Below are 24,255 nucleotides of genomic sequence, written 5' to 3' on the forward strand. Positions count from 1 at the left end.
ACTAGATCGTTCCAGCGAATAAGCACCGAAGCATTGACGCGCGCCGCATCCGGCGCTTTACTGGCATGGACTAGAACGATCTAGTTCCTCATTCTCACTCCGAACGGAGCCCCCATGTCTGCCTCTGTTGCAGTCGGTCTCATCGGCGCCGGATGGATCGGCCGCTTCCACGGCGAGTCCGTCGCGCTGCGTATCCCCGGCACCCGTCTCGTCGCCGTCGCCGATCCTGCGCCCGGCGCTGCGGCGTCGTTGATCGAACGTGTCAGTCCCGACGCCCGCGCGTACACCGACGCCCTTGAGCTGATTGCCGATCCGACCGTCGAAGCGGTGCTCATCAGTACGCCCGCATCAACTCACACCGATCTCGTGGTGGCCGCCGCGGAGGCCGGCAAACATGTCTTTTGCGAAAAGCCGATGGCCTTGACACTCGAGGACGCCGATCGCGCGATCGGCGCGTGTGCCGCGAACAACGTTGCGCTGCAAGTCGGTTTCAACCGGCGCTTCGCCGCCGACTTCACCGCGGCCCACGACGTGATCACCGCCGGCGAGATCGGAACCCCACAGCTACTTCGTTCTCTGACCCGCGACCCAGGAATCACCGCCGACGTCGCCTCCCGAGTCAAGCCGTGGACGATCTTCAACGAGACACTGATTCACGACTTCGACGCTCTGCTCTGGCTCAACCCCGGGGCACGCGTCGTCGAGGTGTTCGCGCAGGCCGATGCTCTCATCCATCCGCAGTACAAGGAGCAGGGGTACCTCGACACATCGATGGTTCAGTTGCGCTTCGACAACGGCGCCCTCGCGTCGGCCGAGGCCAACTTCCAAGCCACCTACGGTTACGACGTTCGCGGCGAAGTTTTCGGTTCCGGTGGAATGGTGAGTGCAGGCGAGGTCACGCGGACCGCGATGCGTCATTACAGCTCACCGGGCGTTCTGGCCGACACACCTCGGGTGAACATCGAACTGTTTCACGACGCCTATGTCGCCCAACTGGCGCACTTCGCAGACTGCATCCGCTCCGGCAGCGCGCCGTCGGTCGACGGTCTGGATGCCCGCAATGCGCTGGAAATTGCATTGGCCGCAAAGGAATCCGTGGAAACCGGACTGCCCGTATCATTGCTGGCGGTGCCGCAGTGAGCCCCTTCGATTTGGCGGTCTCTGCCGAGATGACGTTCACCGAACTCCCTGTCGTCGAGCGTGTTCGGCGGATCTCGGAGGCGGGGTTCGCAGCTGAGATCTGGAGTTGGCAAGACAAGGACCTCGATGCTCTGGTCGCCACCGGAGCTCGGTTCTCCTCGATGACCGGCTATCTCCACGGCGATTTGTTCGACGAAGCCGGCAGCGCCGAACTGGTACGCACAGCGGCGCTATGCCTCGCTCCGGCAGCGAAACTCGGCGTTCCCCGGCTGAACTTCCATACCGGCGAGCTCATCGACGGACAGGCTGCGCGCCCGCAGTATCGAACTACGGGAGCGATGTGGCTGACCGCCCAACGCGCGCTCGAGAAGATCGCGAGACTGGGCGAAGAAGCCGGAGTCGTCTTCTGCCTCGAGAATCTCAATACGATCGTCGATCACCCCGGCGTACCGATGGCCCGCGCCAAAGACACTCTGGCACTGGTGGAATCCGTCTCACACCCCAACCTCAAGATGATGCTCGACCTCTACCACGCACAGATCGGCGAAGGAAACCTCATCGAACTCGTGCGGCGTTGTGGTGACAACATCGGCGAGATTCAGGTGGCCGACGTACCCGGCCGATGCGAACCCGGAACCGGCGAGATCAACTACCCCGCCATCGCACGCGTGCTCGCCGACCAGGGTTACACCGGCACGATCGGTTTGGAGGGCTGGGCATCCGGCGACAGTGACACCGCACTCACTGCTTTCCGGAAGGCCTTTACGCTCTAGCCCTCACCCGGGAACGTGATCCCCACCTGACGGCGGATCTCGTCGAGGATGTCGAGCGTCGCAATGGCCGCGTCGAGCGGATGGACCGGCGACTCGATATCCCCGGCGGTGATCCGCCGCGCCGCCTCGGCCGCCTCGAACGCGAGACCTCCGACGTATCCGTCGACCGGATCGTCGTAGCGCGCAGATCTTCCGTCACCTAGCCGGACAGTGAAGGACCCGGGACGGTAGAACGTCGAGTCCAGAACGATCATCCCCTTGTCGCCGCAGATCGAGGCCGTGTTGGGCGTGTCAGCAAGGATCGTGGTGTTCAGACTGGCCTGAGCAATGCCTGCCCAGGACAGAACCGCTGAGATCTGGCCGTTCACCATGTCATTCGCCGGCTCGCCCAGGGCAGCAACCGCAGTAGGAACACCCAATACCCGATACGCGAGACTGACCGGATAGGTCCCGAGGTCGAGAAGTGGCCCACCCGCAAGCGCCGGATCGTAGATACGATGATCGGTCGAGAACCGTTCGCCGTGATCGGCCAGAACCGTACGTATGGTTCCCAGCAGTCCTGCCTCGAGGATCTGGTCGATCACGTCGAACTTGGGCAGAAACGACGTCCACATCGCCTCCATGCAAAACAGTCCGAGCGCAGCCGCCCGCTCCTGAATCGCCCGTCCCTGCGCTGCGTTCAAAGCCAGCGGCTTTTCGATCACAACATGCTTGCCGTGATCCAATGCCGCCATCGCGCAATCGAAATGGGCAGTGTGCGGTGTTGCGACATAGACGACGTCCACATCCTCGGAGGCAAGCAAAGCGTCGTAGCTACCGTGAGCGCGTCGGATCCCCCAATTGTCCGCGAAGGCCTGAGCGCGGGTGAGTCCGCGCGAAGCGACGGCCGTGACTTCCTGCGCTGCATTTCTCTGCAGTGACTCCACGAAGCGTTGTGCAATCCAGCCAGGCCCGAGGATCCCCCAGCGCAAAGTCGGAGCGTCGACCGGATCGGGGACCCGGGTGCGAGGGAGTTCCAGAACTGTAGAAGAAGTCATGCCTCGAACTGTAGAGTCGAATCTCGAAATATGTAAGGACATTAGGTTGTCCGTTTCAATCCTCTGGAAGTAGGAACCTCATGTCGATTCGGGTCGGTGTGATCGGAACCGGCGTCATGGGCGCCGACCACGTCCGCAATCTCCACTCCACGGTCTCCGGGGCAACGGTCTCTGTGGTTGCAGACCTCGATCAAGAGCGAGCAAAGTCCGTAGCGTCCGCAGTCGGCGCACGGTGGGTGACCGATCCGTTGAAACTGATCAACGACGCCGGTGTGGACGCCGTAGTCATCGCTTCCCATGATTCAACGCATGCCGACCTCACGCTTGCTGCTGTCGAAGCCGGAAAACCGGTTCTGTGTGAAAAGCCCCTCGCAGTGACAGCAGAGGACTGCCGACGCGTCGCTGCGGCCGAGAACCCCGAAAGCCCCCTTGTGAGCGTCGGATTCATGCGCCGCTTCGATCCGGGATACGTGGCGCTGAAGGCCGAAACACATTCCGGCCGTATCGGTGACCCACTGATCGTGCACTGCTCGAGTCGGACCGTCAGCGCCTACCCGGGTGGCAGCTCGGAATCCACGGTGACCAACTCCGCGATTCACGAACTCGACATCGTGCCGTGGATCTTGAACTCTCCCGTCGTCGCAGCCAGCTGGCACTGCGGGCGCTCGAGTTCGCTGGTGACCGATCGCCAGGATCCGCAGATAATCATGCTGCGCACCGCCGACGGCGTTCTCACCACGGTCGAGGTCTTTCTCAACGCGCGGTACGGCTACGACACTCGGTGCGAGGTCGTGGGCGAAATCGGCGCCGCTCGTCTCGCCGAACCGGTGGTCATCCACACCGACGCGGATCGATCCCACTCGTACGGCTATGCGGCGGATTGGATTCCGCGTTTTGCCGAGTCGTATCGGCGCCAACTTCAAGAGTGGATCGACGCATTGAGCACCGGAAGACCCTCGACGTTGGCCACAGCCGCGGAAGGCCTGCGGGCAAATCTCGTGGCAGCTGCCGTGATCAAGTCGATGCACTCCGCGGGGGCAACTGTCTCGGTCGAGCCCGTGGGGGAAAGTTTCTGATGTCTTTTTGATGGATTTCAGGGGTAGTTTCGATGGGTTCTCCTTGGCAGTCTTTGAGGTACAGCGCATCTTGAACACCGCAGGAAAGGCCCCGAATGACTCCATCACTGACCGACCACACCGTGCCGTCCGCAGGTAGGTTGCACCGAGAAGACTGCAACATCGACGACTTCGCCGCTTTGGTCGCGCACGACACCGCCCTTGCCGATTACCCGTACGCCCATTCAGTGGCCGACGGGGTTCTTCTGTACCGCTCCGAAGCATTGGTAGAGCAATCGTCGAATCCTGAAACCCGGGCCGAGATCCAAGACGAGATCGCCCGGGCGTTACTCACCGGCCCCGGCATCACAGTCTTTCAAGGCGCGTTCGACGCGGAGATACTGGATCGCGCCAGCGCGGTCTTCCGTGAACTCATTGCACGCCAACACGAATCCGGTGCAGCGTCCGGAGATCACTTCGCCAAACCTGGTGCCAATGACCGAATCTGGGGCGCACAACTGAAGTTGGCGCTCGAAGATCCCAAGGCTTACGTCGACTACTACGCAAACAGCATTGTCGCTTTGGCTTCGGAAGCGTGGCTCGGCCCCATGTATCAGGTGACGTCGGACGTCAACGTCGTCAATCCCGGTGGCGCCGCACAGAATCCACATCGCGACTACCACCTCGGTTTCATGTCGAGCGACGTAGCCGCGAAGTTTCGGGCGCATGTGCACCGCTTGACCCCTGCCCTCACCTTGCAAGGTGCAGTCGCCCACGTGGATATGCCGGCCGAGACGGGGCCGACGAAGTATCTGCCGTACTCGCAGCAATTCGAATCCGGATACCTCGCGTTCGAGCGTCCCGAGTTCAAGGAGTTCTTCGAAGCCAACTACGTCCAATTACCTTTGAAGAAGGGAGATGCCGTCTTCTTCAACCCAGCCCTGTTCCACGCGGCAGGCCACAACAAGTCCGCCGACGTCCTGCGTATGGCAAATCTTCTCCAGGTGTCGTCGGCCTTCGGTCGAGCCCTCGGAACCATCGACCGGGAGGCACTCGTCAACGCGATCTATCCGGCACTGCTCGCTCTCAGCGAGGCGGGGTCAGACGAGGCAGTTCGGTGTGCCGTCGCCGCCTCGGCCGAGGGCTACGCCTTCCCGACCAATCTGGACCGAGACCAACCGATCGACGGCCTCGCGCCTCAGACGCAGGCCGAACTCGTGACGGAAGCGGTTCGCGAGCGGATCTCACCTGGTCGACTGGCCGATCTACTGAAGGCACAGTCCGAGAGACGAATGAGCTGAGGGACGGCAGCACTGAAGAGACTTGGGCCGCTTAATGCCGATCGGTCGGTACGCTCGAAGCATGGGGTGGGACTTGTAGTGCTGTTCGCCATGATCGGCCCGTTGGCGACGTTCGGGTGGGCGGCTGTTCGGGCGAAGCACCGCGGACTCGGTGGCTCCTTCGTCGGGCCGTTTCAGGAAATGTTCGATCCTGGTGCGGCGCGAGCACAGACGGTCATCGAACAGATCGCGGAACTGCCGGATCCTGCGGACTCCGGCGACCCGGACAACGACGACGACGTGCCGTACACAGTCACCTATGAGGGTGTTCGGCTCCACATCAATCCCGGTAGGGCTCGACAGCGTGGAGGCGAAGGGACCGCCAAGCACGCTGACTGAAAGTTGCACCAGATACAACATTCTGTATGGGGTTTTTTCGACGTGCAGTACAGGGATCGCTACTGTTCGAGAATTCGGGTGAGGGAGAACTGGTTCGGTCAGGGCCGGCGCAGTTGATAGGTGACACCGTTTTCCAACTCGTCCGAGCTGAACGACTTCGGGGAAAAGCGGCCCAAGCTCACCTCGTAGTTTTTCTGGTTTGCGGGGACGGCATCAAAATGTGCGGTGTAGGAGCACGTGCTCATTCCGTCAGGAAGTTGATCGATTGCCTCGACCTCGAGTGTCGACCTGACGGACGCAGCGCCACTGCCCCCGAAAATTTGAATCTGGTCGTTCGGAGCGACACGGATCGAGTCGATCACGCACTCTCCAGAGCCGGCCTCGACTTGCTCTGCCTGACCGGTCACCGTCAATGTGGCAGCAAATGTCTTCGGCACATCGACATTGGTCGTGCAGCCCGTGAGTATCAGCACTCCGACGGCGATCAAGGCCGCGGGCGCGATCTGCCCCAATCCTTGTCCCATAAACGGCAACGGTAGTGCACCCGAGGTGTCACGGTGCTCGGTTACCGAAATCGAAGCGTCACGCGCGGTCCCTCGCCGACCGGCCGAACCATGTGGACAGCTGAGTATCCAACTCCGCCTGTGTATCCCCGACCCATGCCACATGACCGTCCGGCCGAAGCAGGACAGCCGGAGCGTCCAATTCAGTGCTTGTGTCAACGATATGGTCGACGCGATCGCTCCAACCATCGACGGACAGTTGGCCACACTGGTCGAGAAGAAGTCCGCGGCCGGATCGCATCAGGTCGTACAGGTTGCCGCGGGTCAACGCGATGTTCCGCAGCCTCCGACCGAGTAGGTCGTCGCCTTCGCCGAAATCGTAGCGAATCGAGATCGCAGTGATCTTCTCGGTCAGATAGCGCTTGACGTCTTCGAATTCCATCAGCTTGGAGATCAAGCGCCGCACCGCTTGTGGTCCGGCAGCGGTGGAGATCAACTCGGCCTGGGCGCGCGTGTTGTCCAGCACGTCGGCAGCCACCGGACGCCGTTCCGATTCGTACGTGTCGAGCAGGCCCTCCGGTGCCCAGCCGTTGATCTCGGCGGCGAGCTTCCAGCCGAGGTTGAAGGCGTCCTGCACACCGAGATTGAGACCTTGACCGCCCATCGGTGGGTGGATGTGTGCGGCGTCGCCGGCGAGAAACACCCGGTCGCGCCGGTAGTGCTCCGCCAGACGAGTGGCGTCGCCGAAGCGCGAGAGCCACCGCGGCGAGTGCACACCGAAGTCGGTACCGGCAATGGCCAGTAGCTGTTGTTTGATGTCGTCGAGGGTGGTCGGTGTTGCGCGGCCGTCGGCAACTTCGGCCGCAGGAACCACGACACGAAAAGCACCATTGCCGGCGGGACCGACTCCGAATCGTTTGTGCGTTTCCCGGATTTCGGCGACAACGGCGGCCAGTTCATCAGCGGGCATGGTCACGTCCATTTCGCCGATCAACGTGTCGGCGCTCGACGGCTCGCCGGGAAACCCGACGTCGATCAGCTTCCGAACAGTGCTGCGGCCGCCGTCGCAGCCCACGAGGTAACGCGCGTGAAGTGTTGTGCCGTCGGACAATTCCGCTGTGACGTTGTCGGTATCTTGACGGATCGCGACGACGCGCTTCCCTCGCTGAATGTCCGCGCCGACTTCGGTGGCATGTTCGGCAAGAATCCTGTCGATCTCGGGCTGAGGTATTCCCAGTACGTACCCGTGCGCAGTATCGAGGTGCGCGGGTGCCGGTTTGCTGATCCCCGCGAAGAACCCACCGAGCGGATACTTGCGGCCGTGCGCGAGGAACTTGTCCAGCAACCCGCGCTGCTCCATGATTTCGATGCTGCGCACATGGATGCCGAGGGCACGGACGAACTGAGTCGGCTCCTCGTCCTTGTCCACGACGACGACATCGACGCCCTGTAGCCGGAGCTCACCTGCCAGCATCAATCCAGTTGGTCCAGCACCGACAATGATGACGTCACTCATGCGATCCCCTCCTTCGGGCAAGGCTTTTGCTTGCTCGCAGCAGACGAGTGTGCACCATCACCGGGGCCTTGCCGCAAGCCCCGGGTCCCGCGTTATGATGAAGGTGGCCGAAGACGCTTCATCATCGGCGCACCAACACCACAGCACCTGTATCGCGTGGGAGCCGCCAACTCTCGATCACCGTCGGCACCAGCATGGCCCCGAGAACACCCAGCGTCAGAGAAAACGGCACTCCGCCGCTCAGATCGCCCGACTCCGCCAACGGTGTGCAGAGCGTGATCACCAACGCGGACAGTGCAATACCTAGACCGGATGCCAACTCTTGCAGCGTTGCATGCAGAGTATTGGCATCAGTCAGCTCCCCCGAGTCGACGTCAGCGAACGCCAAGCTGTTGTACGCGGTGAACCCGATGGATCGCAACGCGCCACTGACAAACAGTGCGACAGCGATAACGACGCCCGGTGTCGTCGACGAGATCAGTACCAGCGCACCGAAGCACACCACCGACAGAACTCCGTTTCCCACCAGAACTCGTCTGATCCCGAATCTACGCATGAGCGGAGTGGTGAGCGGTTTGATCGCGATATTCCCCGTGAACAGGGCCATCACCAGCAGACCGGCCTTAAACGCCGACATTCCGAATCCCACTTGGAACAACAACGGCAGCACAAACGGCACGCCCATGATCACGAGCCGGTACAGCGAGCCGCTCGACGCGACGAGCCGAAACGATCGAAGTCGGAGGACGCCGAGCGCGATGAGCGGATGATCCGACCGGACGAGGTGAATGACGGCCAAGCTCAACAAGATCAGAGCCGCAATGATCCCGAGGCCCACTCGTAGCCAGTCGGTTCCGACACTGTGCACGCTGTCGAGCGCCACGACAAGCACTGCGACGCCTGCTCCGATCACCACCAATCCCAGCCAGTCAAGGCTCCGTTTCTGCGTTTGCCGAATGTCGGGCACCATGCGCAATGCCAGCAGAAACCCGACGATCCCGATCGGAACGTTGATCAGAAAGATCCAGCGCCACGAAGCGATCGACACGATGGCTCCACCCACAGCGGGCGCAAGAACCGGCGCTGTGAGCGCCGGCCACGTCAAGTAAGCGATAGCCCGTACGAGTTCCGCCTTCGACGTCACCCGCAATACTGCGAGCCGCCCTACCGGCACCATCATGGCGCCGCCTACCCCTTGTAGTGCGCGCATTCCCACCAGCATCGGGAGGGACGTGCTCAGTGCACATCCCACCGACGCCACCGTGAAAACGGCTATGGCAGAGATGAAGACACGTCGCGTTCCGAACCTGTCGGCCATCCATCCGCTCGCCGGGATCAGGACGGCCAACACCAGGAGATACGACGAAACGGCGACATTGACGTCGACGGCGTCAACTCCGAAGGATTGGGCGATCGACGGCAGTGCGGTTGCGAGAATCGTCGCATCGAGCATCTCCATGAACAGTGCTGCTGCCACCAGCAACGCCAGTCCGCGGGGAAATGTCACTGCGCCAGAGCCTTTCGGAGCAATTCTCGATCAGCCGAGAGAAATCCAGCCACCGGAGGAGACCGAGGCAACCATCGCGTCCAGAGCCTGCGCCGACGCGACAGCATCAGCGATGGTCGCGCCCTGCGGCGCTCCGTCCACGATCGAGGAGACGAAATTGCGAGCCTCGATGACCTTCAGGTCGTCATAACCCATGGCGTTGGCCGCGCCGGGTTGGAAGCGGCCGAACTCTCCCGACTCGGGGCCGACCAAAACCGTCGTGACGGATTGGTCCTGGTACTTCGAGCCGAGGCTGGTGCCCAGTTCACCCATCCGGCGGTAATCCCAGAACACGGCACCCTTCGTACCGTGAATCTCGAATCCGTAGTTGTTCTGCTCTCCCACGGCGACGCGGCACGCTTCGAGGGTGCAGCGGTCGCCCGAGCCGAGCCGCAGCAGTGCGCTGACGAAGTCTTCGTTCTCGACAGCTCCCATCTCCCCGCCGCTGGCTCGGGCATGTCCACTGGTAGCGGCGGACGGACGCGCACGCTCCGGGATGAAGATCGCAGTATCAGCAACGAGAGCGTCGATGTCACCGAGAAGATGACGAATCAGATCGATGCCGTGCGAAGCCAAGTCGCCCAGGACGCCGGCGCCGCCGCGCTCACGCTCGTATCGCCAACTCAAAGCGCCTTCAGGGTGGGCCGCATAGTCGCTGAGGAAACGAAAACGCGAGTGCGTGATCGTGCCCAACTCCCCTGAGTCGATCAGGCTTTTTGCCAGGGCTACAGCCGGCGCGTTTCGGTAGTTGAAGCCGACGGTCGACTGCACACCGGCCTTCGAGACTGCTGCGGCAACAGCTTTGGCGTCTTCCGTGGACAACCCGACGGGCTTCTCGATCCAGATGTGTTTGCCGGCCTCTGCCATTGCGACGCCGATTTCACGGTGCAAGAAGTTCGGGGCCGTGATGCTCACCGCGTCGATGGCCGGATCGGCTGCGATATCGCGCCAGTCCTGGGTGAAAGCTTCGAAACCGAATTGGTCCGCCGCTTCCTCCCCTCGGCCCGGCACCTCGTCGGCGACGGCAGCCAGGCGGATCACGGGAAGCTGGGGATAGTGTTGCCGTAGACGCAGATACGCCTGCGTGTGGACGCGGCCCATCCATCCGAATCCGGCAACTGCTACTGAAATGCCTGTCATGAGGCTCCGTTCGGGTCAAATGATCGAAGGATCGCAGAAATGCTGGGATCACAAATCACCCCCACTGACTCGGTCAGGCGGGTACTCGTGTCACCGGGATCGAGATCTAGCGGTCGACCACGGTGGTGTCGAAGTAGTAACGCGACGCTCGGTAGCAGTGGCTGCCGTACTCGACGGCACTACCTGAATCGTCAAATGCAGTGCGGCTCATGGTCAAGAGGGCAGCACCCACTTTCTCGTCGAGCAATCCTGCTTCTTCGCGAGTCGCCGCCCGAGCGCCGATTCGCTGCCGCGCCACACGGATGTGAACGCCGCGAGTTCGCAAGGTTTGGTACAGCCCTTGCGTCTCCAACTCCTCGGGATCGGGTGCGATGTCCACCGGAATGTAGTTGGTCATCACTGCAAGCGGTTCGCCGTTGGTGCTTCGCAGACGCCTGATGGTGGCCACTTCGGCGTCAGGTTCGAGGTTGAGTTCCGCGGCAACGTCCTCGACGGGAACTCCCACCGTGAACTCGAGCAGCTTGGTCGTCGGCGCCTGGCCGGCCCTCGCAAGGTCGTCGAACAGGCTGGTGAGCTCGACCGGGCGGTGCACCGGACTTTGCACCACCTGAGTTCCGACTCCCCGCTTACGAACAAGTAGGCCCTTGTCCACCAGTTCCTGGATCGCACGTCGAGTGGTCGGACGTGAGAGATTGAGCCGTTTGGCCAACGCCAGTTCGTTCTCGAAGCGATCACCTGGGGCAAGTTCGCCACCGAGAATAGCGCCCTCGATTGCCTGGGCCAGCTGAAAATACAGCGGCACCGGGCTCGAGCGGTCCAACTCGACGGCGAGTGCTGCGACCACGGTCAACTCCGATCTGTCTTGGGAAGGCGCCGTATCGACGCTACTTCTCTCGGCAGTGTATGCGAACACTAACATTCACTTGACCGCAAGTCATAATGTCCAGACAAACTATTGACAATCGCTGTGTCGCGGCGCACAGTTTCAGTCATACAACGGTGCCCTGCGCGGGCAGCCCACCACGAACTCTCGGGAGTCAGTCTTGACAAGCATCAACACTCACCAGAGCGGGTCACACATCCCTGACGCACCATTCGACGTGCTTGCCATCGGCCGATCGGGGGTGGACATCTACCCACTTCAAACCGGTGTCGGACTCGAAGACGTCGAGACCTTCGGCAAGTTTCTCGGCGGCAGCGCGGCAAACGTCTCGGTGGCGGCTGCACGCCTCGGCCGGCGAGCAGCACTGATCTCCGGCGTAGGCAGCGATCCCTTCGGAAAGTTCGTCACACGCGAGTTGGCACGTCTGGGCGTCGACAACAGGTTTGTCGTCACCAATTCCGAGTACCCGACACCGGTGACGTTCTGCGAGATCTTCCCCCCTGACGACTTCCCGCTGTACTTCTACCGCAAGCCGCATGCGCCCGATCTTCGGATCACCCCGGACGATATCGACCTCGACGCCGTTCGAACAGCGTCCCTCTACTGGTCGACTGTGACAGGGCTGTCCGAAGAACCGAGTCGCAGTGCACACTTCGCTGCCTGGGAAGCCCGCGAACGACGCCCGCTGACGGTCCTCGATCTGGACTACCGCCCGATGTTCTGGTCGACACCCCAAGAAGCGACCACTCAGGTGCAGCGCGCTCTCGCGCACGTGACGGTAGCCGTCGGAAACCGCGAAGAGTGCGAGATCGCGGTCGGTGAGACCAATCCGAACAAGGCCGCCGACGCGCTTCTCGACCTCGGAGTCGAACTGGCCATCGTGAAGCAGGGCCCGAAGGGTGTTCTCGGCAAAACACGAAAGCAATCGATCACCGTGCCGCCCAACGCCGTCGACGTGGTCAACGGGCTGGGTGCTGGCGACAGCTTCGGCGGATCACTGTGCCACGGACTGTTGGCCGGGTGGCCACTGGAGAAGGTACTGCGCTATGCCAACGCGGCCGGTGCGATAGTCGCATCTCGGCTCGAATGCTCCACTGCGATGCCAACCGCTGAAGAAGTCCACGATCTCGCCGAAGCCACAGCCACGGAGGCAGTCAATGTCTGACAAGCTCGCCGCCCGCCCCCTCGCCACCACCTACGCCGACGTGACGGAACTGCGTGCGAGCGATCCGCAGATCATCGAAAAGTCCTGGGCAGCAAGAACTCCTCGCGCCACCGTTCGAGGCAACGGACGACTGATGATCGTCGCTGCCGATCATCCAGCGCGTGGGGCATTGTCTGTCGGCGGCAAGCCGACAGCGATGAACAGTCGTACCGATCTGCTCGACAGATTACGCACGGCGCTCGACAATCCCGGAGTCGACGGCGTTCTCGGTACCGCGGACATTCTCGACGATCTGCTCCTCCTCGGGACCCTCGAGGACAAGGTCGTCTTCTCGTCGATGAACCGCGGCGGCCTGGCGGGCGCGAGCTTCGAACTCGACGACCGCATGACCGGATATACCGCGGCGGGCACCGCGAAGTTCGGAATGAACGGCGGAAAGATGCTGCTGCGCATCGCCCTCGACGACGCGGGCACCCTGCCCACCATGACGGCATGTGCCGAGGCCGTTGACGAACTGGCCGCGGCCGGACTGATCGCGATGCTCGAGCCGTTCCTCTCCAGTCGCGTCAACGGCAAGGTGGTCAACGATCTCAGCCCCGACGCCGTCATCAAGTCCATCCACATCTCCCAAGGTCTCGGCTCCACCTCGGCGTATACGTGGATGAAACTGCCGGTCGTCGACGAGATGGAACGCGTCATGGATGCGACCACCCTCCCGACGCTGCTCCTGGGCGGCGATCCGCAGATCGCGCCGGAAGAAACGTACGCGAAGTGGGGCGCTGCCCTTCAGCTGCCGTCCGTGCGCGGACTGATCGTCGGGCGCGCGCTGCTCTACCCACCGGACGGCGACGTGACCGCGGCCGTCGACACCGCAGTCAAGCTCGTCCACTAGAACCGACCTGGCAGGAGCAAGATGTTCAGCAAGTACTACGTCCCCGCCGGATCGTCCGCCGACGGTGATTTCACGACAGTGGTCACGCCGGAGTCCGCCGGGTGGGCCGAATCCAGCTTGTGGACACTCGAACTCGCCCCCGGCGCTAACGTCCACCTGCAGTCCGGCGAGAACGAGATAGTCGTCGTTCCACTGTCGGGTTCGGCCGTGATCGTTGCCGAGGGGACGGAGATCGCCCTGACCGGCCGCGCGTCGGTCTTCGACGGACCGAGCGACTTCGCCTACGTAGGAAAGGATTCCGACTACACAGTGGCCAGCGCAGGTGGAGGCCGCTTCGCCCTGTGCGGAGCGCGCGCCGGCGCAAAGCTCCCCCATCGCTACGGCCCGGTGTCGGGAGTTGCCGTCGAACTCCGCGGTGCCGGTAACTGCAGCCGACAGGTTCACAACTTCGCCACCGCAGACACTTTCGAGGCAGACTCCATCATCGCGTGTGAGGTCATCACCCCCGGCGGGAACTGGTCGTCGTATCCCAGCCACAAGCACGACGAGAACAGCGACGTCGAATCGGCCCTGGAAGAGATCTACTACTTCGAGATCGACCGCAGCCCCACCGGGACCGAAGGGTTCGGCTACCACCGCGTGTACGGAACCGCCGAGAGACCTATCGAGGTGCTCGAGGAAGTCCGCTCGGGCGACGTCGTCCTCGTGCCGCACGGCTATCACGGCCCGTCCATCGCAGCGCCGGGCCACCACATGTACTACCTCAATGTCATGGCAGGTTCGGGCGAGATCCGGGCGTGGAACATCTGTGACGATCCGCAACACACCTGGCTACGTGGAAGCTGGGATCACCAGGACATCGACCCTCGACTGCCGTTGCAGTCCCACAACTGACGGAAGTGAAAGCTGTGGCACCCACCAACAACGCAACCGGCAATCGTCTACCTCGCGACGAGCCGACCGTACACCTCACCGTTTCTCAAGCTGTCGTCCGCTTCCTCGCCAACCAGTACACCGAACGCGATGGCCAGCGCACCAAGCTGTTCGCCGGCTGCTTCGGAATCTTCGGGCACGGCAACGTCGCCGGACTGGGGCAGGCACTCTTGCAGGCCGAGATCCAGGATCTCGACGCCGGCCGTGAGCCGACACTCCCCTACGTGCTCGGCCGCAATGAACAGGCGATGGTGCACTCGGCTGTCGCGCACGCCCGCATGAAGGACCGCCTGCAGACGTGGGCAGTCTCGTCCAGCGTCGGCCCAGGTGCCACCAATATGATCACCGGCGCGGCGCTGGCCACCATCAACCGTCTACCTGTATTACTCCTTCCCGCAGACACTTTCGCGACCCGCGCCAGTGCCCCCGTCTTGCAGGAACTCGAACTCCCGTCGAGCGGCGACGTCACAGTCAACGACGCTTTCAAGCCGGTCTCACGATACTTCGATCGGGTATGGCGCCCGGAGCAGTTGCCGAGCGCTCTGCTCGCCGGGATGCGCGTTCTCACTGATCCCGTCGAGACCGGCGCAGTCACCATCGCCATCCCGCAGGACGTGCAGGCCGAGGCATTCGACTGGCCCGAGTCCTTCTTCGCCGAACGGGTGTGGCACGTGGCCCGCCCGCTCCCCGAGCGATCGGTGATCGAACGCGCCGCCGCGATCATCCGCTCGGCTCGCAAGCCACTGATCGTCGCCGGCGGCGGCGTGATCTACAGCCAGGCCACCGACTCTCTGGCAGCGTTCTGCGCGCAGAGCGGAATCCCCGTGGGGCAGAGCCAGGCCGGCAAGGGTTCATTGGTCTACGACCATCCACAATCCGTCGGGGCGGTGGGGTCCACCGGCACTACGGCTGCAAACGCACTGGCCACCGAGGCGGACGTCGTCATCGGAATCGGCACGCGGTACAGCGATTTCACGAGCGCGTCCCGCACCGCATTCACCAATCCCGACGTTCGCTTCGTCAACATCAACGTCGCTTCACTGGACTCCGTGAAGCAGGGCGGAGTCAGTGTTGTCGCCGACGCACGTGAGGCACTCGACGCGCTGGCACTTGCACTGAACGACTACCGGGTGGACGACGAATACGCGTCCAGGATCGGTGAACTCGCCCGCAATTGGGATGCGATCGTCGAATCCGTCTACAACCCAGCCGAACCCGCGGCTGACGGCTCACTGAATCAGAATCAGGTCATCGGCCTGGTCAACACGTTGTCCGATGCACGTGACGTCGTGGTGTGCGCTGCCGGGTCCATGCCGGGTGACCTCCACAAGCTGTGGCGAACCCGTGATGCCAAGGGGTATCACGTCGAATACGGGTACTCGTGCATGGGATACGAAGTTGCCGGCGGTCTAGGCGTCCGCATGGCGTGCCCCGATCGCGACGTGTTCGTGATGGTCGGCGACGGTTCCTATCTGATGATGGCCACCGAATTGGTCACCGCCGTACAGGAACGCCTCAAGGTCATCGTCGTCCTGGTGCAGAATCACGGATTTGCCTCCATCGGTTCGCTGTCAGAGTCGCTGGGTTCCCAGCGCTTCGGCACGCAGTACCGCTACCGCTCGAATGACGGACGTCTCGACGGAGGTGTTCTCCCGGTCGATCTGGCCGCGAACGCCGCCAGCCTCGGTGTCGACGTCATCCGCGCCAACACCGCCGCCGAGTTCGCCGACGCGATCAAAGTCGCCAAAGCAAGCGACACCAGCACGGTCATCCACGTCGAAACCGATCCGCTGATCGGCGCCCCGGACAGCGAATCATGGTGGGACGTACCGGTATCAGCTACTTCCGAACTGGAATCGACCAAGAACGCCCGGACAGCCTACGAGTCCTGGAAGAAGATCCAGCGATCGTATCTACGTCCATCCGAATGAAAATTCCGCACAGCCACACCCCAAGAAGCTTGCCCGCGAAAGGAATCTAGACATGAGCGCGATTCGCGTCGGATCAGCCCCCGACTCCTGGGGTGTGTGGTTTCCGGACGACCCTCAGCAGACCCCGTACACGCGATTCCTCGACGAGGTGTCCGCGTCGGGATACGAATGGATCGAACTCGGTCCGTTCGGATACCTTCCGACCGATCCAGCCAAGCTGACTGACGAACTCGGAGCACGCGGCCTCAAGCTTTCGGCCGGTACCGTTTTCGAACACCTGCACCAGGACGATTCCTGGGATGCCGTCTGGAATCAGATCAAGGACGTCGCCAAGTTGACCGCAGCCGTCGGCGGCAAGCACGTAGTGGTCATCCCCGAGATGTGGCGCGATCCTTCCACCGGAGTGGTACTCGAAGATCGAAATCTGACTCCCGAGCAGTGGCGCAAGAAAACCGACGGCATGAACGCTCTCGGCAAGGCGATGCTCGAGGAGTACGGCGTCATGGCGCAGTACCACCCTCATGCCGACAGCCATGTCGACATCGAGGACAACGTCTACAAGTTCCTCGAAGGTACAGACGAGCGTTTCGTGAACCTGTGCCTCGATACCGGCCACATCAGCTACTGCGGCGGCGACAACCTGGCCATCATCAACAAGCATCCGGAGCGCATCGGGTACCTGCACCTCAAGCAGGTGGATCCGGCGATCGTCGCCAAGGTGGAGGCGGAGGACCTGCCGTTCGGCGAAGCCGTCAAACTCGGCGCGATGATCGAACCACCGCGTGGAATCCCGGACATGCCGCCGCTTCTGGAGGCCATCGAGAAGCTCGGCATCGACGTGTTCGCGATCGTCGAGCAGGACATGTATCCCTGCCATCCCGACACACCGCTGCCCATCGCACAGCGCACTCAGAAATACCTGTCCACCTGTGGCGTCCCCGCCGTCCGTTTCAGCTGAGCAACACAATCGAGGAGTACCACCGCATGTCTGACAACCAGGATCTCCGGATCGCAGTGCTCGGCGTCGGCATCATGGGGGCCGATCACGTCGACCGCATCACCAACAAAATCGGCGGTGCCCGAGTCACTGTCGTCAACGACTACTCTCTTGCCCGCGCCGAGGAAATCGCAGCATTGACGCCGGGGTCACGCGTCGTCGTCGATCCGTTCGATGCCATCGCAGCCGAGGACGTCGACGCCGTTGTGCTCGCAACCCCGGGCCCGACCCATGAGAAGCAGGTACTTGCCTGCCTCGAAGCAGGCAAGCCGGTTCTCTGCGAGAAGCCGCTGACCACCGACGCGGACAGTTCGCTGGCGATCGTCAAAGCCGAAGCAGCGCTGGGAAAGAAACTGATCCAGGTTGGTTTCATGCGCCGGTTCGACCACGAATACACCCAGCTCAAGGATTTGATCGACAGCGGCGATCTCGGTCGCCCTCTCGTTGTGCACTGCGCGCACCGCAATCCTGCGGTTCCGAACGGCTTCGACAGCGCGATGATCGTCAAGGACTCACTCGTCCACGAGGTCGACGTGACGCGATTCCTGCTCGACGAAGAGATCACCTCGGTGCAGATAATTCGGCCGTCTGCGAATTCGCTTGCTCCCGAGGGCATTCAAGACCCACAGATCGCGATATTCGAGACCGAGTCCGGTAGACACGTCGACGCCGAGGTGTTTGTCACCACCGGAGTTGCCTACGAGGTGCGCACCGAAGTTGTCGGCGAACTCGGAAGCGCGATGATCGGACTCGACGTGGGACTGATCCGAAAGACCAAGCCCGGAAACTGGGGTGGGCAGATCACCCCAGGATTCCGCGAACGCTTCGGGCAGGCATACGACACCGAGTTCGCCCGGTGGATCAAGGCAGTGAAGACGGGCGCCGGCACCGGCAACTACATCGACGGACCAGGTGCCTGGGACGGGTACGCCGCGGCCGCTGTCTGCGCCGCTGGCGTGAAGTCTCTGGAGACGGGTCAACGCGTCGTCGTGGACATGGTTGCGCGCGACTCTGTGGCCGGAGCGTAGCGATGAAGGTCGCACTCGATCCCACACCGTTCCATCACGATTACTCGCTGCTGGAGCTTCCCCGAGTTGTTGCCGATCTCGGGTACGAGTACCTGCAGCTCACACCGCACGTCGACATGATCCCGTTCTTCAATCACCCGAAAGCCGACGACGCGCTCGTCGCCGAGTTCCGGAAGGCCTGCGCGAGTGCGGGAGTCGGCATCGCGTCGGTGCTCCCGGTCCTTCGGTGGTCCGGCCCGGACGAGGACGCTCGCGAAGCAGCAGTGCGTTACTGGAAGCGGGCCATCCAGATCACGGTCGATCTCGGTGTCAACGTCATGAACACCGAATTCTCCGGCCGCCCCGAGAAGGCCGAAGAGTCCGAGCGTGCGTTCTATCGTTCGATGGAGGAACTGCTTCCGATCATCGAACGCGAGGGGATCGACGTCCTGATCGACCCGCACCCGGACGATTTTGTCGAAGACGGACTTGCCGCGATCCGCACGATCCGTGGCGTGAACTCCAAGAACCTCGGCATGGTGATCGTGGCGTGCCACCAATTCCACATGGGTGGGGACCTTCCCGCAATCATGGAGGCCGCCGGCGACATGGTCCGTCTCGTACATGTGGCAGACACCATGGATCATCACCGTTCCCACGGACTTCGCTACATCACCAATCCGCCAGGCAATGCCGTTCGAGTGCATCAACACCTCAAAATGGGGGACGGAGACGTCAACTGGGACGAATTCTTCGGCGGCCTCGGCAAACTCGGCTTCTACGATCGTGACAACACCGTGATGGTGTCGAGCGTCTTCGCCGAGAACGAAAACGCACACGAGGTTTCCCGGTACCAGCGCGAGACGATGAACGACTATGTCGCCAAGTACACCTCCCCGAACTCCTGAGCCACCAGACCACTAGGAAATACCATGACCAGCACTGATACTCGTGTCATCGCGCACTGGTTGGACGGCAAGTCGTTCGCCGGAACATCCGAGAACACCGCCCCCGTCACCAACCCCGCCACCGGACAGATCACCGGCCGACTCGCCCTGGCGAACCTCGAGGACGCTCGCACCGTCATCGACGCTGCTGCGGCGGCCTTCCCCGCCTGGCGTGACACCTCCCTGGCCCGGCGCACACAGATACTGTTCAGCTTCCGCGAACTTCTCAACGCTCGCAAAGGTGAACTCGCCGAGATCATCACAGCCGAGCACGGCAAGGTTCTCTCCGACGCCCTCGGCGAAATCAGCCGCGGACAAGAAGTAGTCGAATTCGCCTGCGGAATACCGCATCTCCTCAAGGGCGGATACACCGAGAATGCATCGACCAAGGTCGACGTCTACTCCATCCGCCAACCCCTCGGCCCCGTAGGCATCATCTCCCCCTTCAACTTTCCCGCGATGGTCCCGATGTGGTTCTTCCCGGTCGCCATCGCCGCCGGGAACACCGTGATTCTCAAACCCTCGGAGAAGGACCCCACCGCGGCGATCTGGCTCGCCGAACTCTGGGCCGAAGCCGGTCTGCCCCCCGGCGTCTTCAACGTCCTCCAAGGTGACAAGCTCGCCGTCGACGAACTTCTGGAAAACAAAGCAGTCAAAGCGATTTCGTTTGTCGGATCCACCCCCATCGCCCAGTACGTCTATGCCACCGGCACCGCCAATGGCAAACGCGTGCAAGCACTCGGCGGCGCCAAGAACCACGCCATCGTTCTGCCGGACGCCGACCTCGACCTCGCCGCCGACGCAATGGTCAACGCGGGATTCGGCTCCGCGGGCGAACGATGCATGGCGATCTCCGCCCTGGTCGCAGTCGGCGACATCGCCGACGAACTGGTCGCCAAGATCGTCGAGCGCACCACTCCCCTCGTCACCGGTGACGGCACCAAGAACTCCGACATGGGTCCGCTCGTCACCAAGGCCCACCGCGACAAGGTCGCCTCATACGTCGATGCAGGCGAGAAGGACGGCGCCACCATCGTGGTCGACGGACGTACAGTCCAGGCCGATGGTGGACCGGACGGCTTCTGGCTTGGACCCACCCTCATCGACCACGTCACCACCGACATGTCGATCTACACCGACGAAATCTTCGGGCCTGTTCTCTCCGTCGTGCGCGTCGATACCTACGACCAAGCCCTCGAACTGATCAACAACAACCCGTACGGAAACGGCACCGCCATCTTCACCAACGACGGCGGCGCTGCCCGACGCTTCCAGAACGAGGTGGAGGTCGGCATGATCGGCATTAACGTCCCCATCCCGGTTCCCATGGCCTACTACAGCTTCGGCGGCTGGAAGAACAGCCTCTTCGGTGACACCCACGCTCACGGGACAGAAGGTGTTCATTTCTTCACGCGGGGTAAAGCCGTCACCAGTCGCTGGCTCGACCCCAGCCACGGCGGCATCAACCTCGGCTTCCCCGAAAACAGTTAGCCGGCAAGACATCTGTGGCCGAGACTCTCGAAGAGGCTCGGCCACAGATGTTTTCGAGAGGTCTACGCGACCGTGGGGTGATACGTCAGCACCTGAACTCCGGATTCGTACCGACGATCGTCCTTCAACTCGAGGTCGATCTTGTCGGCCGATTCGGGGAACACTCTCCCGCCGGACCCGAGAATGACCGGGAAGACCATCAGCCGTAACTCGTCGACCAGACCGGCCAGCAACAACGCGTGGACGAGCGTCCGACTTCCCGCGACCAGGATTTCGCCGTCGATCTGTTCCTTCAGCTTCGGAACGGATTCCTCGATGGGATCGGTGAGCGCCGTCGAGTTGTTCCATTCGAGCGGCTCCGTCGAACTCGTGACGACGTACTTGGGCATCTCGTTCATCTTGTCCGCAAAGCCTTGGTCGTCTTCGCGCTCAGGCCAGGCACCGGCGAAGCTCTCGTAGGTCCGTCGACCGAGTAGAAGCACGTCCGCGGCGAGGGTTTCGTCGAGTTTGAACTTCATCTGATCGCCCTCCTGGTACGGAAAGACCCATCCAGTGTGCGCATAACCCGGTTCGCCACCGGGCGCTTCCATGACCATGTCCAAAGACACGAATTCTGTCACCACGATCTTGCCCATACCGATCCCCTGTCGTCAGTGCGTGTGCGCCATTCGAGTAGTCGACTACCCCACTGTTACAGACTCTGCGTGGTGGTGGAACTCATCGGCGGCGATCTTCGATTGTCACCACATAAAGACGTCAGCACACAACCCAGGCGCCGTTCTCCTTGATCAACGTGATGTCCTCGCGCATCATCTCGGACGGAACCTCGGTGCTGTAATGGCGAGTGTTGGCTGTTGCCGAATCCCCGTTCACGACGATGTTCTCCACTCCGTCCAACCTCAGACTCGCAAGCGTGTCGTCGAACGGCGACTCTTCGGCCCGGGGGCTCTCGCTGCGCATCGAACTGCATTGAGTGCTGTCCACTGCCTCCCAGTCCCTTTCGGCCATGAATTCGAAACTCTGACCGACCACGGCAGAGATTTGGCTCTCGGCCGACGGTTCCGAATCGCCGGAACATCCCACGACAGCGGCTGACGTTCCGATGAGTGTCATTGCGGCGAGCGTCAGGCGTCCGCGTATGACTGTGAGGTTCATCCGTCCACTATGACCGATGTACAAACCGAATCGCCTGTTTTCGATCCCTCTGCTTGCGTGGCGATTCGGACGTTCCCTCAGGTTCGCATACCCTCGTATATCGATGATGTGGCGTCGAAAGTGTGCAGTGGCAGTAGCCGGAACAGTGCTCTCAGGGAGCATTGCGTTTACCGGTGTCGTAGGGACCTCGGGAGTGGCCGGCGCCCAACCGGCCCCGCCGCCGCCCACCACCACCACCACCACCGAGGCACCGTTCACAACACCCAACACCGACAGCTGCCCGTTCACGAGTAGCCCGGCGCCGGCGATCGATCTCTCCGAAGCACCTGCGCCCGGATCCACGGCCCCGACTGCTGTCCCGATTCCGGAAAGCCCCGTCGGTGGAGACAAGCTCGGCGAGTGTGGCGTCGTACTTCCTGACGGCGCTCCCCCGCTCCCGGCCGACATCGCGGCATCCGGATGGGTACTCGCGGACGCCGAAACCGGTGAGGTCCTCGCCGCGAAAGATCCGCACGGTCGCTACCGACCGGCCAGCACCATCAAGATGCTGTTGGCTCTCGTCGCGCTCGACGAACTCGATCTCGACACCGAAATCACCGCAACTGCCGAAGACGCGGACGCTGAAGGTAGCGCTGTCGGCATCGGCAAGGGCGGCAAGTACACCAACCGGCAACTGATGCAGGGTCTGGTCATGGCATCGGGAAACGATGCCGCGCACGCTCTTGCCCGCCAACTCGGCGGTGACGCTGCAGCCGTGTCGAAAATGAACGCGCTCGCGGCCGAACTCGGCGCCCTCGACACCCGCACGGCAACTCCATCCGGACTCGACGGCCCAGGGATGAGCAGCTCACCGTACGACCTGGCCGTAATCTTCCATACAGCCCTCCAGAATCCGACGTTTGCCGGACTGATCCATACCGAAACCGTCGAGTTTCCCGGCTTCCCCAAAGATCCGACGATTCCTGACGATCAGGATCGCCCCGGATTCACTCTCGCGAACGACAATCAGTTGCTCTACAACTACGAGGGCGCATTGGGCGGCAAGACCGGCTTCACCGACGACGCCCGCCACACGTACGTCGGTGCTGCGGAGCGCAACGGCCGGAAACTACTGGTGACATTGATGGGCGGCGAAGCCAAGCCGATCCGTCCGTGGGAGCAGGCTGCCCGTCTACTCGACTACGGATATGCACTCCCCGCGAGCACAACCGTCGGCTCGTTGACGGACCGATCGACCGACGATGCCACGCCCGATGTCACTCGCACACCGTCTGCCGCTGCACCAGGCTCGATTTCGGCAGCACCCACCGCTACCGACACCGAGTCGGACACCACTGACCGCATCCTCATCGGTGCTGTCGGCGGAGTTGTGGTGATCGCGCTGGTGGCGGGAGCCGTTGCCCTGAACCGTCGAAGGCGCTAGCGCGGCCGACGGCGCATGAAGCCCGAAAGACCCAGGCCGGCAACCGCACCCGTGGCGATCAACGCAGCCACGCGAGACGGTGAAGCTCCGTCACTGACAACGATTCGCGGCGAGATCACGGCCGGATCCGGCGGCGGAACGAAGGCGAGAGCCATACTTTCCTTTGTCGTCGCCGCCCACGCCGTGCAGAACAGCAGCATCCTCGACGCAGTGAACACGAACACGAGCAAACCGATGATCGGGCCGAATGCCACGCCCGCCGGGCCACTGGTGACGGCCGCGAGGTAGATCGCACCTACCTGCTTGAAGATTTCGAACACGACCGCGGCGATAAGCGCTGCCTGCGCGGCGCTGCGCAGCGTGACAGGCTCGCGCGGCAGCCGGGCAATCACCCACAGGAACACCGCCCACGTCGCCAGGAGTGAGAGCAACAGTGAAACGACTCTGAGCCCCACGCCGACACCGGTGATGTTCTCGAGGTTGAGCCATTTCACGATCTGAGTCGCAACCGGCCCACTACTCAGCGCCGACATTCCCAGTGAGACGACCATGGCGAGAGCCAGACCGATGAGGGCCCCTGCGTCACCGAGTTTGGTGCGTACGAAACCCTTCGGCTCGCGCTTGCTCTCCCACATCGCCGTCAGCGCGTCGCGAACATTTGCCATCCAACCGAGACCCGCGTACGCGGCACCCAGGAGACCGAAGATTCCGACGCTCGCGCGCGAGTCGATAGCCGAATCGATCAGCGTGTTGATGGTGTCACCCAAGCTGCCCGGAATGCTCTTGGTGATCTGCTCCTGAATCGACTCCAGGTACTCGGGATGCCCGGCCAATACGAAACCGGCCACTGCAAACGCGACCATCATGATCGGAATCAATGCGAGAACACTGAAGTACGTGATTCCCGCAGCGTAGTAATCGCCCTTTTGCTCTTGGAAACGTCCTGCGGCGCGAACCAGATGATCGAGCCAGGGTCGCGCTGCTCGTTGCTTCTCGAGAAAGCTCGGTGCGTCGTCGTCCGTGTCAGCCATTGCCGTCCCCC

At 62.3% G+C, this 24,255-nt stretch carries 23 protein-coding genes; 14 read left to right on the top strand and 9 right to left on the bottom strand.

Going from position 1 to position 24,255, the window contains the following annotated elements:
* Positions 1–114 precede the first annotated feature (114 nt).
* Together EEB12_RS05385 and EEB12_RS05390 are read left to right on the top strand one after the other, a co-directional pair.
* On the top strand, positions 115–1,140 hold the full coding sequence (locus tag EEB12_RS05385; protein ID WP_141487482.1) for a Gfo/Idh/MocA family oxidoreductase: 1,026 nt from the start codon (positions 115–117) through the stop codon (positions 1,138–1,140).
* The gene (locus EEB12_RS05390; protein ID WP_081098366.1) at positions 1,137–1,913 is read left to right on the top strand and encodes a TIM barrel protein; all 777 of its coding nucleotides are present in this window, start codon (positions 1,137–1,139) and stop codon (positions 1,911–1,913) included. The genes EEB12_RS05385 and EEB12_RS05390 overlap by 4 nt, the downstream gene beginning before the upstream one ends.
* Here EEB12_RS05390 and EEB12_RS05395 read toward each other — a convergent pair.
* On the bottom strand, positions 1,910–2,950 hold the full coding sequence (locus EEB12_RS05395; RefSeq protein WP_141487483.1) for a Gfo/Idh/MocA family protein: 1,041 nt from the start codon (positions 2,948–2,950) through the stop codon (positions 1,910–1,912). The two genes, EEB12_RS05390 and EEB12_RS05395, sit on opposite strands and share 4 nt — an antisense overlap.
* A gap of 80 nt (positions 2,951–3,030) precedes the next feature.
* Between EEB12_RS05395 and EEB12_RS05400 the strand changes: the two genes are divergently transcribed.
* The 3 genes from EEB12_RS05400 to EEB12_RS05410 all read left to right on the top strand — a co-directional run bounded on the left by EEB12_RS05400 (position 3,031) and on the right by EEB12_RS05410 (position 5,684).
* Positions 3,031–4,026: a Gfo/Idh/MocA family oxidoreductase gene (locus tag EEB12_RS05400; RefSeq protein WP_141487484.1), complete on the top strand. Its 996-nt coding sequence runs from the start codon at positions 3,031–3,033 to the stop codon at positions 4,024–4,026.
* Positions 4,027–4,121: 95 nt separating this feature from the next.
* The gene (locus EEB12_RS05405; protein WP_141487485.1) at positions 4,122–5,306 is read left to right on the top strand and encodes a phytanoyl-CoA dioxygenase family protein; all 1,185 of its coding nucleotides are present in this window, start codon (positions 4,122–4,124) and stop codon (positions 5,304–5,306) included.
* A gap of 66 nt (positions 5,307–5,372) precedes the next feature.
* Positions 5,373–5,684 carry a hypothetical protein gene (locus EEB12_RS05410; protein ID WP_258537541.1) on the top strand — a complete coding sequence of 104 codons (312 nt, stop codon included), beginning with the start codon at positions 5,373–5,375 and terminating at the stop codon, positions 5,682–5,684.
* A 98-nt stretch (positions 5,685–5,782) separates the two neighbouring features.
* On the opposite strand, the gene EEB12_RS05415 is transcribed toward EEB12_RS05410, so the two are convergent.
* From EEB12_RS05415 to EEB12_RS05435, 5 genes are all read right to left on the bottom strand, one after another.
* Positions 5,783–6,208 (bottom strand): hypothetical protein, encoded by a 426-nt coding sequence (locus EEB12_RS05415; RefSeq protein ID WP_029254990.1) that lies wholly within the window; start codon positions 6,206–6,208, stop codon positions 5,783–5,785.
* 58 nt (positions 6,209–6,266) lie between these two features.
* Positions 6,267–7,703 (bottom strand): rifampin monooxygenase Iri, encoded by a 1,437-nt coding sequence (iri, locus tag EEB12_RS05420; RefSeq protein WP_141487486.1) that lies wholly within the window; start codon positions 7,701–7,703, stop codon positions 6,267–6,269.
* Positions 7,704–7,824: 121 nt separating this feature from the next.
* Complete coding sequence (locus tag EEB12_RS05425) at positions 7,825–9,210, bottom strand: MFS transporter (RefSeq protein WP_141487487.1); 1,386 nt, start codon at positions 9,208–9,210, stop codon at positions 7,825–7,827.
* A 30-nt stretch (positions 9,211–9,240) separates the two neighbouring features.
* Entirely contained in the window at positions 9,241–10,389 is a 1,149-nt protein-coding gene (locus EEB12_RS05430) for a Gfo/Idh/MocA family protein (protein WP_141487488.1), read from the bottom strand.
* A gap of 106 nt (positions 10,390–10,495) precedes the next feature.
* Positions 10,496–11,233: a GntR family transcriptional regulator gene (locus EEB12_RS05435; RefSeq protein ID WP_060938836.1), complete on the bottom strand. Its 738-nt coding sequence runs from the start codon at positions 11,231–11,233 to the stop codon at positions 10,496–10,498.
* Between the two features lie 199 nt (positions 11,234–11,432).
* Between EEB12_RS05435 and iolC the strand changes: the two genes are divergently transcribed.
* Genes iolC through EEB12_RS05475 form a run of 8 tightly spaced genes read left to right on the top strand, consistent with a single transcriptional unit; the run spans position 11,433 to position 20,635 of the window.
* Positions 11,433–12,437, top strand: a complete 1,005-nt coding sequence (iolC, locus tag EEB12_RS05440) for a 5-dehydro-2-deoxygluconokinase (protein WP_174531769.1) — start codon at positions 11,433–11,435, stop codon at positions 12,435–12,437.
* Positions 12,430–13,329: an aldolase gene (locus EEB12_RS05445; protein WP_141487489.1), complete on the top strand. Its 900-nt coding sequence runs from the start codon at positions 12,430–12,432 to the stop codon at positions 13,327–13,329. The genes iolC and EEB12_RS05445 overlap by 8 nt, the downstream gene beginning before the upstream one ends.
* Positions 13,330–13,350: 21 nt before the next feature.
* Complete coding sequence (iolB, locus tag EEB12_RS05450; RefSeq protein ID WP_134998745.1) at positions 13,351–14,223, top strand: 5-deoxy-glucuronate isomerase; 873 nt, start codon at positions 13,351–13,353, stop codon at positions 14,221–14,223.
* A 14-nt stretch (positions 14,224–14,237) separates the two neighbouring features.
* Positions 14,238–16,193, top strand: coding sequence for a 3D-(3,5/4)-trihydroxycyclohexane-1,2-dione acylhydrolase (decyclizing) (gene iolD / locus EEB12_RS05455; protein ID WP_141487490.1), 1,956 nt, complete (start codon positions 14,238–14,240; stop codon positions 16,191–16,193).
* 52 nt (positions 16,194–16,245) lie between these two features.
* On the top strand, positions 16,246–17,151 hold the full coding sequence (locus tag EEB12_RS05460) for a sugar phosphate isomerase/epimerase family protein (protein WP_019747670.1): 906 nt from the start codon (positions 16,246–16,248) through the stop codon (positions 17,149–17,151).
* Between the two features lie 26 nt (positions 17,152–17,177).
* Positions 17,178–18,218, top strand: a complete 1,041-nt coding sequence (locus EEB12_RS05465; RefSeq protein WP_019747669.1) for a Gfo/Idh/MocA family protein — start codon at positions 17,178–17,180, stop codon at positions 18,216–18,218.
* A gap of 2 nt (positions 18,219–18,220) precedes the next feature.
* Complete coding sequence (locus EEB12_RS05470) at positions 18,221–19,105, top strand: sugar phosphate isomerase/epimerase family protein (RefSeq protein WP_097387573.1); 885 nt, start codon at positions 18,221–18,223, stop codon at positions 19,103–19,105.
* Positions 19,106–19,129: 24 nt separating this feature from the next.
* Positions 19,130–20,635, top strand: coding sequence for a CoA-acylating methylmalonate-semialdehyde dehydrogenase (locus EEB12_RS05475; protein WP_019747667.1), 1,506 nt, complete (start codon positions 19,130–19,132; stop codon positions 20,633–20,635).
* A 62-nt stretch (positions 20,636–20,697) separates the two neighbouring features.
* On the opposite strand, the gene EEB12_RS05480 is transcribed toward EEB12_RS05475, so the two are convergent.
* Positions 20,698–21,270, bottom strand: a complete 573-nt coding sequence (locus tag EEB12_RS05480) for a dihydrofolate reductase family protein (RefSeq protein WP_029254981.1) — start codon at positions 21,268–21,270, stop codon at positions 20,698–20,700.
* Between the two features lie 121 nt (positions 21,271–21,391).
* On the bottom strand, positions 21,392–21,790 hold the full coding sequence (locus tag EEB12_RS05485) for a hypothetical protein (protein WP_141487491.1): 399 nt from the start codon (positions 21,788–21,790) through the stop codon (positions 21,392–21,394).
* A 103-nt stretch (positions 21,791–21,893) separates the two neighbouring features.
* Between EEB12_RS05485 and EEB12_RS05490 the strand changes: the two genes are divergently transcribed.
* Positions 21,894–23,213 (top strand): D-alanyl-D-alanine carboxypeptidase family protein, encoded by a 1,320-nt coding sequence (locus tag EEB12_RS05490; protein ID WP_187326675.1) that lies wholly within the window; start codon positions 21,894–21,896, stop codon positions 23,211–23,213.
* Here EEB12_RS05490 and yhjD read toward each other — a convergent pair.
* Positions 23,210–24,244, bottom strand: a complete 1,035-nt coding sequence (yhjD, locus tag EEB12_RS05495; RefSeq protein WP_020969131.1) for an inner membrane protein YhjD — start codon at positions 24,242–24,244, stop codon at positions 23,210–23,212. The two genes, EEB12_RS05490 and yhjD, sit on opposite strands and share 4 nt — an antisense overlap.
* Between the last annotated feature and the right edge of the window lie 11 nt (positions 24,245–24,255).

It is taken from the genome of Rhodococcus sp. WS1, assembly GCF_003797745.1.
GTDB lineage: Bacteria > Actinomycetota > Actinomycetes > Mycobacteriales > Mycobacteriaceae > Rhodococcus_F > Rhodococcus_F erythropolis.